11 protein-coding genes are annotated in these 12,389 nt (G+C 51.7%); 4 read left to right on the top strand and 7 right to left on the bottom strand.

Features of this window, described 5'->3' with window-relative positions; genetic code table 11:
* The first annotated feature begins 7 nt into the window (after nt 1–7).
* Nucleotides 8–1,438: a 6-phospho-beta-glucosidase gene (locus tag F3J29_RS02700; RefSeq protein WP_166862795.1), complete on the top strand. Its 1,431-nt coding sequence runs from the start codon at nt 8–10 to the stop codon at nt 1,436–1,438.
* A gap of 252 nt (nt 1,439–1,690) precedes the next feature.
* Here the strand turns inward: F3J29_RS02700 and F3J29_RS02705 are convergent, their stop codons facing one another.
* Together F3J29_RS02705 and F3J29_RS02710 are read right to left on the bottom strand one after the other, a co-directional pair.
* Nucleotides 1,691–3,823 (bottom strand): TonB-dependent receptor family protein, encoded by a 2,133-nt coding sequence (locus F3J29_RS02705; RefSeq protein ID WP_166862796.1) that lies wholly within the window; start codon nt 3,821–3,823, stop codon nt 1,691–1,693.
* 191 nt (nt 3,824–4,014) lie between these two features.
* Nucleotides 4,015–5,145: an ABC transporter substrate-binding protein gene (locus tag F3J29_RS02710; protein ID WP_166862798.1), complete on the bottom strand. Its 1,131-nt coding sequence runs from the start codon at nt 5,143–5,145 to the stop codon at nt 4,015–4,017.
* A gap of 189 nt (nt 5,146–5,334) precedes the next feature.
* On the opposite strand from F3J29_RS02710, the gene hopBF1 reads away from it, so the two are divergent.
* The gene (gene hopBF1, locus F3J29_RS02715; protein ID WP_166862800.1) at nt 5,335–5,946 is read left to right on the top strand and encodes a T3SS effector protein kinase HopBF1; all 612 of its coding nucleotides are present in this window, start codon (nt 5,335–5,337) and stop codon (nt 5,944–5,946) included.
* Between the two features lie 11 nt (nt 5,947–5,957).
* Entirely contained in the window at nt 5,958–6,413 is a 456-nt protein-coding gene (locus tag F3J29_RS02720; RefSeq protein ID WP_502706544.1) for a GNAT family N-acetyltransferase, read from the top strand.
* On the opposite strand, the gene F3J29_RS02725 is transcribed toward F3J29_RS02720, so the two are convergent.
* Entirely contained in the window at nt 6,400–7,335 is a 936-nt protein-coding gene (locus F3J29_RS02725; RefSeq protein ID WP_166862802.1) for a LysR family transcriptional regulator, read from the bottom strand. The genes F3J29_RS02720 and F3J29_RS02725 overlap by 14 nt on opposite strands.
* Nucleotides 7,336–7,589: 254 nt before the next feature.
* Between F3J29_RS02725 and F3J29_RS02730 the strand changes: the two genes are divergently transcribed.
* Nucleotides 7,590–8,201, top strand: coding sequence for an FMN-dependent NADH-azoreductase (locus F3J29_RS02730; RefSeq protein ID WP_353620529.1), 612 nt, complete (start codon nt 7,590–7,592; stop codon nt 8,199–8,201).
* 65 nt (nt 8,202–8,266) lie between these two features.
* Here F3J29_RS02730 and lpxO read toward each other — a convergent pair whose 3' ends face one another.
* The 4 genes from lpxO to F3J29_RS02750 form a co-directional block, all read right to left on the bottom strand.
* Entirely contained in the window at nt 8,267–9,169 is a 903-nt protein-coding gene (gene lpxO, locus F3J29_RS02735; RefSeq protein ID WP_166862805.1) for a lipid A hydroxylase LpxO, read from the bottom strand.
* Between the two features lie 139 nt (nt 9,170–9,308).
* Nucleotides 9,309–10,334, bottom strand: a complete 1,026-nt coding sequence (locus F3J29_RS02740; protein ID WP_166862808.1) for a YadA C-terminal domain-containing protein — start codon at nt 10,332–10,334, stop codon at nt 9,309–9,311.
* Between the two features lie 287 nt (nt 10,335–10,621).
* On the bottom strand, nt 10,622–11,011 hold the full coding sequence (locus F3J29_RS02745; protein WP_205246628.1) for a DUF943 family protein: 390 nt from the start codon (nt 11,009–11,011) through the stop codon (nt 10,622–10,624).
* On the bottom strand, nt 11,011–11,856 hold the full coding sequence (locus tag F3J29_RS02750) for a DUF3289 family protein (RefSeq protein WP_166862810.1): 846 nt from the start codon (nt 11,854–11,856) through the stop codon (nt 11,011–11,013). Before F3J29_RS02750 ends, F3J29_RS02745 begins: the two co-directional genes overlap by 1 nt.
* Between the last annotated feature and the right edge of the window lie 533 nt (nt 11,857–12,389).

Below are 12,389 nucleotides of genomic sequence, written 5' to 3' on the forward strand. Positions count from 1 at the left end.
GGTAATTATGGCTGAGACAGTTTTTCCAAAAGGATTTTTGTGGGGCGGCGCTATCGCAGCTAATCAGGCTGAGGGCGCGTACCAGGCCGGCGGCAAGGGGTTAAGCACCGTCGATACGATTCCCCATGGCGACAACCGCCTTGGGGTAAAGCTCGGGGTGGAAAAGCGGTTTGCGCTGCGCGACGATGAATTTTACCCGAGCCACGAGGCCATAGATTTTTACCATCGCTATAAAGACGACATCGCGCTGCTGGCAGACATGGGCTTCACCGTTTTCCGAACCTCCATTGCGTGGAGCCGTATCTTCCCCAAAGGGGATGAAACGACGCCGAACCCGGAAGGGATCGCGTTCTACCGCGACCTGTTTGCCGAGTGCAAGAAATACAACATCGAACCGCTGGTGACGCTGTGTCACTTCGATGTGCCGATGCACCTCGTGCAGGAATACGGCTCATGGCGCAACCGTAAAATGGTGGCGTTTTTCAGCCGCTACGCGCGCACCTGCTTTGAGGCGTTCGACGGCCTGGTGAAATACTGGCTTACCTTCAATGAAATCAACATTATGTTGCACAGCCCGTTCTCTGGCGCGGGGCTGGTCTTTGAAGCAGGCGATAACAAAGAACAGGTGATGTACCAGGCCGCGCACCACGAGCTGGTTGCCAGCGCGCTGGTCACTAAAATCGCTCACCAGGTTAACCCGTCAAATCAGGTCGGCTGCATGCTGGCGGGGGGGAACTTTTATCCGTACAGCTGCAAGCCGGAGGACGTTTGGGCGGCGCTGGAGAAAGATCGCGAGAACCTGTTCTTTATTGACGTGCAGGCGCGCGGCGCTTATCCCGCTTACGCGGCGCGGATGTTCCGGGAGAAAGGGATTCAGATTGTCACCGAGCCCGGCGACGACGAAATCCTCAAGAATACCGTCGATTTTGTCTCCTTCAGCTATTACGCCTCGCGCTGTGCTTCGGCAGACATGAACGAGGGCAATACCAACCCGGCTAACATCATTAAATCGCTCAAGAACCCGCATATTACTTTCAGCCAGTGGGGCTGGGGCATCGACCCGCTCGGCCTGCGCATCACCATGAACATGATGTACGACCGCTACCAGAAACCGCTGTTCCTGGTAGAGAACGGGCTGGGCGCGAAGGACGAGGTGAATGCCGACGGGGAAATCAATGATGACTACCGCATCAGCTATCTGCGGGAACACATTAAAGCCATGGGTGAGGCAATTGAGGACGGTATTCCGGTCATGGGCTACACCTCGTGGGGCTGCATTGACCTGGTGTCAGCGTCAACCGGTGAGATGAGTAAACGCTACGGCTTTGTGTATGTCGATCGTGATGATGAAGGGCAGGGAACGCTGTCCCGCACGCCGAAGAAGTCGTTCTACTGGTATAAGAAGGTGATTGCCAGCAACGGCGGGGATCTGGCGTAATTTTCCCCTCACCCCGGCCCTCTCCCCAGAGGGGCGAGGGAGAAAAAACTAAGAATCAACGTTTTATCCCATTCCCCAGAGGGGCGAGGGAGAAAAAACTAAGAATTAACGTTTTATCCCATTCCCCAGAGGGGCGAGGGAGAAAAATCAAAGAACCAACGCTTTTTCCCCTCTCCCTCCCCAGAAGGTTGGGGGGAAATACCGTTTTATCCCCTCTCCCTTTTAGGGAGAGGGTTAGGGTGAGGGTCGTTATCAGAACGCCAGAGAACCCTGCACGAAGAAGGTACGCGGCTCGCCTACGTATTTCCCGGAGTTATTGTCATTCGAACGCGTGTAATAACGCTGATCGAACAGGTTTTTAATCCCGGCACCCAGCTTCAGGTGAGACAGCGACGGCCCAAAGTCGTACTCGCCGCGCATATTCCACACCATATAGCCTGCGATATTACCAAACTGCCCGTCCGCGCTTTCGTCGGTGATGTAGTTCGGTCCGGTACCCGGGGAGCTCTGTTTAGACTGCGCAAAACTGTCCAGATTCCATACCCAGTTGCCGGTCGCGTAGCGGGTGCCCACGGTGTAAACCTGGCGAGAGTAGAACGGCAGATCTTTCCCGGCGAAGTCACCTTTATCACTGGTGGCTTTGGTGTAGGTGTACGTGGTGTATACGCTCACGCCGTCCAGCGCGCGGTTGACTTCACTCAGATCGTAATTCAGCGCCAGTTCAAGGCCCTGGTGTTTGGTTGCACCGAGGTTCGTCCAGCCCACAATGTTGTTGATGTACTGCAGCTGATCGTCGAAGTCGATGTAGAACAGCGTCGCTTCAGCCTTCAGCGCGGTATCGTCATAACGGGTACCGAACTCATAGGTATGCGCTTTTTCCGGGGTCAGGCCGGCTGCCGGCTGATTGCCGCTGCCGCCGCGGGTCAGCTGGAAGTACTGCATGCTGCCGAAGGAGGTGCTGGCATTGGCGAACAGTTTCCAGGCATCAGACATATGGTACATCACGCTGATAGAAGGCAGCGGCTGGCTGTAGGTCTTCTCGCGATCGATGTTCTGGAAGGCGTCGCTGGTGTGCGTTTTGATGCTTTCATAGCGCAGACCCGGCGTAATCGTCCAGTCGCTGACGTTGATGGCATCATCAATATAGAAAGCGTTCGCTGCAGTACCGCCCGAGCTGTGCTGGTAGTACTCGGTCATGTCCGGTTTGGTGAAGGTTGTCGCAGGATCATACGCTGTTGGCGTGCGGTAACCTTTCTCGTCCGACGTTTCGTTCAGGTAGCGGTAGCCCAGGGTGACTTCATGAGACATATCCCAGAAGCGGAACAGCTGAGAATAGGTTGGCTCAATCGCCCAGGTGGAGTAGTTGCGAGGTGCTGAGTTCAGGGTTCGTTTGCTGCCCTTGAAATACTCCAGATCGCTGCTGCGGTAGCTGTCGGTGAAGTAGGTCAGCACCTCCAGCTTTTTATCGTCTTCTGTGTGCTTGTATTTGAAGGACATGTCCTTGCGGCGGCCTTCAAAGCTGTCCCAGCGGCGGTCCGACTGGAATGGATCTTTCGCATACTGGGCGGTCGTCAGGCCGCCTGGCATACCTGACTGGGCTTCGTAATAGTGGAAGTTAGCCTGCAGCTCATCGCGATCGGTGAAGTTGTACTTGGTCTTCAGCATGAAATCGTCGATGTCGGTATTGTCGTTGCTTTCACGGTAGCCCTGGCCGTGCAGGCCGGAGTAAAGCAGTTCTGCACCAAAGCCGTTATCAGCCGTGCCGCCCACGGACGCGCTGGTCAGCGTTTTCAGGCCGCCGTGGCTGGCGCCCTGGGTCTGCGCGCTGACGGTGCCGCCAAACTCTTTTGGAATGTCGCGGGTGACAAAGTTAATCACGCCGCCAACGTTTTGCGGCCCATAACGCACCGCGCCGCCGCCGCGAACTACGTCCACGGACTGAATGTTGCCCATGCCCAGCGGCGCCATGGAAAGCTGTGGCTGGCCGTAAGGGGCAACCGCGAGCGGCACGCCGTCCATCAGGATGGTTGAACGTGGGGACAGGCGAGAAGTCAGGCCGCGCACGCCAACGTTAAGGGAAATGTCGCTGCCGCCGGTGCCGTTGTTGTCACGCACCTGCACGCCCGGAATGCCTTTTAGCGCATCGGCTAGCGTCTCTGAACCTTGCTCACGAAGCTGCTGATCTGTCACGATCGAGCGTGCGCCGGGGTGGTTAAGCAGCACGGTGCTGGTATCCGGATTATCCAGCCAGTTGCCGACGACGGTAATGTCGTCAGCTTTTTTATCTGCGGGAGCTTTATCTGTTTGTGTGTTATCAGCGGCGAGCGCTGGCAGCGCAAATGCTATCGCGCTTGCCAGGAGAGAGACACGAAAAAGGGGGCGCATCATCATTCCTATAGAATTATGGGGTTGTTGTTATGAGTTTTTTTGGAAATGACAATCTTAATGATAATTATTTTCAAGTAAATAGTTTTGTTGCGGAATAATTCGGGATTAGGCGAAAAGTAAGCAAAAAAAAACCGAGCGGTTGGATGACCGCTCGGCCGTAAAGATGAACAGACCAGGCATTCAGGCTGTTAAGGGGTAACCCAGAACACGCCGCTGTAATCCAGGGCGGTGAACTGCCTGTGAGCCTGCTCGATGTCGGCCTGTGGATCGATGTCCTTGAACAAATCCGGGTGCAGGAATTTAGCGATGGTTTCCACCGCAATGTAGTTCAGCGGAGAGTCGTAGAATTGATGGTAAATCGCCATCACGCGCTTCTCTTTCACCGCCGTGAGCACGTTAATGCCGGTACGGTTCATCAGCCCTTTGAGCTTCTGCTCGGCCACGGTTTTATCGGCCATATAGCCCAGCGGCACGGCTTTTGGCGAACGATTACCGCGGTTCCAGTCGGCACCGGTCATCAGATAAAAGTCCGGGTTGCTGGTGATAACCTGCTCGGTATTCACCTGGCCGCTCATTTCAGGGAACAGCTTGCTGCCAATATTGTTCCCGCCGGCGGTATCAATAAACTGGCCATAGCTGCCCTTGCCGAAGGTCTGGCAGCATTCATCCCCGCGAATGCCCGCCGCGCGCTCAATAAACACGCTTGGCCGCTGTTCTGGTTTCAGCGTGGCCACGCGCTCGCGCACCAGGTTCATCCGCTGCTGGTAGTGCTGAATAAAGGCGTCTGCGTTTTTCTGCTCATCAAACACTTTGCCCAGTAGCTCAATGCTGGGCAGGGTGTTGGTCAGCGGCTGCTGGCGGAAGTCGATAATCAGCACCGGAATACCCACTTTTTCCAGCTGGCTCAGCACGCCGCTGTTCTTCAGTTTGGCCAGCACGCCGATGTCAAAAATAATCAGATCCGGCTGTAAGGTGACCGCTTTTTCAACGCTGAAATCCGTGTAGTACGGATTTTCAAACATCGTGATTTTGCTTACCTGCGGGAATTTTCGCGCATAGGCGTCCGCCAGATCGGGCGCTTTGGTCTTCAGCGAGTTATCCCAGGCAATGATGTTTTCCAGCGGATCCTTCGGGTGAATAATATTCAGCGCCAGCAAGGCGCGCGCATCGGCCAGCATCACGCGCTTTGCCGGATGGGGCAGCGTCACTTCCCGGCCCGCTACGTCGGTAACAACAATCGGGGCGGCCTGGGCGGCGAAGCTCAGCAGGGCAACGGCGGCGAGCAGCCAGCGAGCTTTGGCGGTAAACACTGTGAACATGGATGACCTTCAGAACGGGAAAATTTAGGAAGGGAATGATAATCGATCTCATAGCGTTTGGAATGGGGACGCGGGAATTTTTCTGGTTACGAAAGATGCCAGGGCGAGGCTGACGGGAACCTGTCGTCTGCTTTGGCCACTCAAGGGCTTTACTAAATCGCGGTGTTGAACCGCACAGGAGAGTCCATTATGTATAGCGTTTCAAATAATGCCGCCCAGGGGCGGCACTTACATACTTCGAATATCCAGGCACCGGCCACGGCGTTTCAGGATGTACCGTCGCTGGGGCAGAAAATTGGCGCAGGCAGTCAAAAAGATGTTTTTCACTCACGACAGGATCCGCGCAAGTGCCTGTGCCTGTTCAGACCCGGCACCACCGGCACCATTTCAGCGGAGCAGTACGCTTTAAAAGAGCTGGAAACGACCAAACAGCTTAAGCATCTCGGTTTTCCCGTGGTGGACGCTCATGCATTGATTAAACATGGCGGTCACGTGGGCGTGGAGAAAGACTACATTCACAACGCTTTTGATTCCGAAGATATCGTGAATAATAAGAAAAGCCTGCCGGACGATAAGAAATTCAATCAAAACGTCCTGGCCGACTGTAACGCCATTATTAACAAGCTGAAAAATCATGAATTGCATATCGACGATCTGCAATTCTTAGTCGACAGCCATGGCCGCGTGCTGATTAACGATCCGCGCGATGTGATTCGCTCCTCGCCGGATAAAAGCATCAGTAAAGTTAACGAGCTACGGGCGCATGCTTTGAATAATCTGCTGGATATTGATAGCGACTAATAGCGAGCTTAATGGGAGGGGTAAACGTGCTACGAATAATGTTGGTGACGCCAGATAACAAAGGCTTTGCCTCACTCAAAGCACAAAGCGTTGAGGAACATTACAATATGCTGCGCCGGCTTGAAGCCAACTGGCTTAGCGGAGAAAACCGTTTTGACTTGCCCGGAGAAAAACTACTGGGTGTCTTTGCCCGTGAGGAACTGGTCGGTATTGGCGGGCTTAATCGCGACCCGTTTTCAGCAGACAAACGCGCGGGGCGTATTCGACACCTGTACCTTAGCCCGGCCTGGCGGGGAAAAGGAGCAGGGCAGCAACTGCTGCAGGCTCTGCTTGCCGGCGCAGACCACTGGTTTGATTTTTATAACACCCATGCTCCCGAACACGCCTTTCGTTTTTATGAGGCCGCCGGGTTTCAGGCCGTTTCCGGTGAGGAGAGGGTGACTCACCGGTTGCTTACTCGCCGCTAGTTTTGGGCGAACTGGCGGCCAGTTTTGCCGGGCAGAGGTTTTTAAGCCGCTCAATCAGCCAGCGTCCGGCCGGGCCGGGCGGGGAGGCTATTGGGTAGACGCCATACATCGGCAGCGCGAGTCCGTCTGGCGGGACGTCCTCAATATTTAGCCGCACCAGCCGTCCCTCGCGAATATCCCGGTCGACAACGTGTGAAGGCATGCTGCCCCAGCCGAGACCGTCGAGCAAAAAGGCGTGTTTGGCCAGCAGATCGCCCAGCCGCCAGGTCGAAGGCGACATCACGCCAAACTCTTTTCCTTTGGAAAGCTCTGAGCGGTCGGTCAGCACCAGCTGAACGTGTCTGGTCAGTTCGGATTTTGGAATGATGCCTTCGAACTGCGCCAGCGGATGGTCGGGGGCGGCCACCATCACCAGAGAAACGCCGGTCAGACGCTCCCCGGTCAGCGAGGCCGGCATATCCGGCAGCGAGCCCAGAATGCCAATCCCCGCGCTGCCGTTAAGCACCGGTTTGTAGCCGCCACCCAGCGCCTCTACAAACAGACGCAGCGGCGTGCCTGGAAACTGTTCGCGGAAGGCTTTGGCCGCCGAAGTCATCGCCTCCAGCGGGAAGAATACGTCCACCACCACCGAAAGTTCCGATTCCAGCCCCGACGACATGCCGCGTGCTCGCGCCTTCATAAAATCAACACCAGAAACAATGCAGCGGGCGTCGATCAGCAGCACTTCACCTTCCGGCGTTAGCTTTGGGTAGCGGCCTGAACGGTCGAACAGCTGCACGCCTATCTGGGCTTCAAGCCCCTTAATCAAATCGCTGATCACCGACTGGGCGCGGTACATTTTGCGAGCGGCCGCGGAGAAGCTGCCTTCGTCGACGGCGGCAATAAACGTACGAAGTTGGTCCAGTGAAATACCGTCCAGCATTGTGATTCCAGCCCGGCAGTGAGGAGGTGAAGCGCAATATAGCCCTTCGGCATGGCTTTGTCATTGGCGATGATGTATCGGGCATGGCGATGGATTACATCGAAATATAACGGCTGTTCGGGTAAGTGAGGCGATGGCATAGTGGCTGCCATGTTCAGCGAACCTAAAGATTGAGCACACCTATGTTAACGGCTTTCAAAAAACTCTTAACGCGCTTATCTCCTAAATCAGACTCCATTTCAGAGGCTAAAACGATGTCGACTATTCTGCATATTGATACCAGTGTTCTGGGCGGTTATTCCGTCAGCCGCCAGCTGTCGGCTGATATTGTCGCCCGCCAGAAAACGCTGCATCCTGGCGCCACCGTGATTTACCGGGACCTGGTTCAGTCCCCGGCACAGCACCTGTCAGACAAACACATTGCCGCTTTCCAGGGCGCGGAAGTGACCGACGCTGAGCTGGGCGCAGACCTTGCGGCCGGTGGGGCGTTTATTGACGATCTGTTCGCTGCGGACGTGATTGTTATTGGTGTGCCGATGTACAACTTCTCTATTCCATCCCAGCTGAAGGCGTGGATCGACCGCGTATGCGTGGCCGGGCGCACTTTCCAGTACGGCGCAAACGGCCCGGAAGGCCTGCTGCCAAAAGGCAAAAAGGTGTTTATCGCTTCTTCGCGCGGCGGCCAGTACACCGGCGATAGCCCGGCGGCATTCCTGGAGCATCAGGAATCCTATCTGAAAGCGGTGCTGGGCTTTATTGGCCTGACAGATGTGACCATTATTCGCGCAGAAAACCTGAGCCGTGGCGACGAAGCGAAAAGCGCCGCACTCGCCGATGCGAAAAACCAGATTGCGTCACTGGCCTGATTACGGATAACGGATAACGAGCCCTGGCTATGACTGCAAAGGCTCGTTTATTTCGCGGAGGTGAACTAAAACGCCCGCCAGATAAGCACGGCAATCCCGCCAAACAGGATCCATTTCACGATGTAATACACCGTTTTATTCCAGCTTTTTAACTTCTTGCCGACGATACGAATCTGATAGATGTAGCGGAAAGCGCGGTTGATCCCACCGATGCGGTCGTTTTCATCGTTAGGTGCCGACGCGGCGCTCATCAGGTTGCGTCCCAGCCAGTGGTTAACCGCCTGAGCCCAGCGGTAGCGCATCGGTCTTTCCACGTCGCAGAACAGAATCAGGCGATTTTCGCCGCTGGTGTTTTCCGCATAGTGAATAAAGGTTTCATCGAACAGGACTCCTTCGCCGTCGCGCCAGCTGTAGCGCTTCCCGTCCACTTCAATAAAGCAGCGATCGTCATTCGGGGTCGCAAGTCCCAGGTGGAAACGCAGCGAGCCGGCGTACGGATCCCGGTGCCTCGGCAGGCGGCTGCCGTCGGGCAGGGTGGCGAACATCGCGGCCTTGATGGACGGCATGGTGCGCAGCAGTTCGGTTGTCTTCGGGCACAGTATGCTGGCCGACGGGTGGGCGTTTTCATACCATTTCAAATAAAAGCGCTTCCAGCCTGTTTTAAAGAAGGAGTTAAAGCCTGCGTCATTAAATTTTTCCGCGGCTTTTATCTGCTCCAGCTTTTGCAGGTGAATACCCTCGTCGCGAATCACTTCCCAGTTTTCCCGCAGCGTTGTCAGCTCGGGAAAGGTTTCCGGCGTTAAGTAGGGCGTATTCGGCACCCTGGAGAAAAGATACATAAAACCGTTAAGTGGGGCGGTAAACGTGGAATGGTCCGACAGCTGCCGCCAGAAACGAAAGCGAATCTTGCCGCGATAATGCACATAGACCACTGAAATAATAATGATGAGTAAAATAATATATTTCATATTGTTATCTGACCACTGTGTTTTTGCTCATTCCCTGCCGGGCCAAAGCCCCGACTGCCCAAAAAGCGCCGTTGAAAAAGGCGCTGAATGAAATAGAGCTTAGCAGCGGTTTTAGCGAAGTAAATGTTGCCCTGACAACTTACCAGCCTACAGATAACCCCGCGCCGTAACCCACATTGTTTTCTGTATCGTCACTGACGGTGGCTTTCACCACAACAGCATTTCCGATACGCGTAGAGGCGCCCACGGCTAAAGCATTTTCGCCTTCATAGCCGCCAATACCAGCCCCTATAGCCACGGTTTGATTATTCATAACTTGCGGTATGTTGCTCATTGCCATTGCGCCGGAAATACCCGCATTGGCCTCTTTTTGATTATGGTTAACCTGATCTTTTAATGAAGAAAATGCGTTGGTTAATTGGCCGATTGCCTGGCTGTTATCCTTAATCATGCGCGTATTGTTTTCTGCGCGTTCAGTATTTAAAGAGATATTGTCAGCGTTAGTTGATACGTGTGCCTGAGTTGCCGTATCAAGTTTCTTTTCGGTGGTTATCAGGCCATTTTTGCCATTAATGCCATTTGTTCCGTTTTTACCATCAGCGCCGTTTTGACCGTTAATACCATTGGTTCCATCTTTACCATCAGCGCCGTTTTCACCGTTAATACCATTTGTTCCGTTTTTACCATCAGTACCGTTTTTAACCTGAGACTGAACGTATTCGATCATCGCTTTGTCTTTGGCTGCCTGGCGGTCGGCATCTGTCACCGGGCTGTCCAGGTGTGAACTTTTATCGGCTGTGGACGGTACATCCGGATCCATAATTATCGCCGTTGAAGGGGTAAGCGTGCTGGCGACGATTGAGTGGGGAGCATCGAGATGCGGCGGAACGGGCACTGAATGATTCCCGTCCATATGTGGGGTCGTCACCGTCCCAGTCACAAAATCGCTGGTATAGTTTGTCTGATGGGCGCGATCGTAATCCCGTACAGCCTGCTGCTGCGTTGCATCCATACTTTCAAAACGGGCTCTTGCTTCCTGCCAGGTAATAGATTTATTCACCATATTATTATAGAAGTCGCTTACCACATCAGCCCTGGCTGAAGCCGAAAGGACCAAAATACCAAACACCAGAGCCATTGATTGACCAAAGTTAAAGGATTTCATTTATCTCTCACCATAAATAAATTGAACGTTCCAATGCATTATTGAGCGCACTAATAACGGCGATGAACTATCCCGAAATGTGACAATCAAATCCTTGATCTAAATCATAAGAAAATTCTTAGTGGAGAGTGTTTAAAAGCGATAAAACAGGCCGTTTACATTCATTATTTGCGCTGGTGTCAGGCTGCTCACACCGCTGTTACAATCGGGGTGAAAAGGGGTAAGGCGCTTACGTTTGAAAGTGCAGTTACTCGTGGGCCGCGTGATGGCAGAAGGGCGTGGAGCGGCTAAAAGTCATAGCTTGTGCTGCCATCGCGTTCACGCCAGATCTGCATGATAATATTTTTATCAATACAGTTTTTAGGTGGCTTTACATCCTTAAAGCATAATCGATCTTCTTTTCCTTCTTCCTGATAACCATCACTGAAAGCAAACACAGAAATAAGAAATGGGCCAGCCTTACCAGAAGGGATATGATATTGCTCTCTAATCTGGTTCTGATTGCGTTCCCACCAATGAATTTTTGCCGACTCAGTGAACGGCAGTCTATCAACGAGGATTACGGCAGTACTTCCATTGTAATGAGCGCCCTTAATCATCGCATTTCTATTACCTAAGACGTAATAGCCACCATAACCCAATAAGGCTACCAGGATCAGAATTGTAAATATACGCATCAGCGTTTTCCTTCTATGTCGATCACTGCTTCCATATTTGTTAAAAATGGTTTAAAGCCAAACCGACTAAATCGCTGTAATACAAACCATATTTTAAAAAACTGGAATTGGTTGAATTTTTTCTTTCTTATGTCATCAACATCCAGCCCAAAATGGTCTTGCCCTGTAAATTTAACTCTTGCTTTCCAACCGGAATCGTTCACATCAAAACTTATTATATCTATTTTTGTTGCGTAAACATCATGAACGGTGATCCCCATTCCGTTGATCTTATCATGTATAGGTGAGTTGAACTTAGGAAGAATAGATATTTCAATTGCAGCTTCAAGATCTTTCAACCTATCTTGAGGGAATCCTTTATTTTGATGATCAACAAGTAACCCGATAGATTTTCGCATGTAAGTTACTGTGTTTTTTGTAGAATAATTAGAGTGTAATTTATGGCTATATGCAGCATTTAAGTGCTCATCATTAAACGGCGTTCCAGATGAACGATAAAAATGCCTTAGCATTTGATTAATTAAATATTTGTACGGACCTATACAAGAATACGGAAGAGATTTTTTTAGCATTTCTTCAAAAAGTAGTTTTGCACATTCTTGAATGCTTACAGTCCCGGAGTTATGCTTTCCACCGTATACGCCTGCAAATCTTGATTGGGAGTTATCGAACGCGGTAAGCCTGGTTAATGTGTAAGGGTCTACGACATTTGATACGTTTGTTAACCCAAACTCTCTTTTTAATCTGTCTTCTGATATATCGCGGTAACGCATGTCATTAGCACTATAATCATTAAAAGATTTAAGTGTAGTAAATACATTTCTTGGAAATACAACATTAGCCATGTGGGGTGTTCCTTTCCCTTAAAAATATTGATACAGATATAATAGCGCTGGCGAAAATCTGTGCAATTATTTAGATGGTGAATGAATTTGTGCGGTTTATTGATTTTGAAAATGAAAAAGTACGATATAGCAGAGGGTTAAACAGTCGCCTCAGGACTGTTTCAGTAACGCAGCCAGCACGCCGACGATGCGGGCTTCGGGATCCTGCTCGCGTTTTGGCTGCGTTGCCGATCTGCGCATTGGCACGGCCCAGAGCTGGAGGTACTTTTCCCATCCTGGCGCTGACGATATTAATTTTCTTGAACCTAATATCGACGATCGGACACTGCCCGGTTTGCCCGTCATTTCGGGTAATCTCGACAAGGTTCATTATGGGTTCAGCGATGAATTCGGAGTGCATGTTATGTTCCCGTTGGTTGATAATGAAAATTTAAAAATTTTTGATCAATAATAGAAATCAATAACTAAATAATTATCTATAAAAACGGTCAATGCATATAATTAATTTAATAATTTATTTTTAATATTATTCT

This window comes from Enterobacter sp. Cy-643, assembly GCF_011752815.1.
In the GTDB taxonomy this organism is placed as follows: domain Bacteria; phylum Pseudomonadota; class Gammaproteobacteria; order Enterobacterales; family Enterobacteriaceae; genus Cedecea.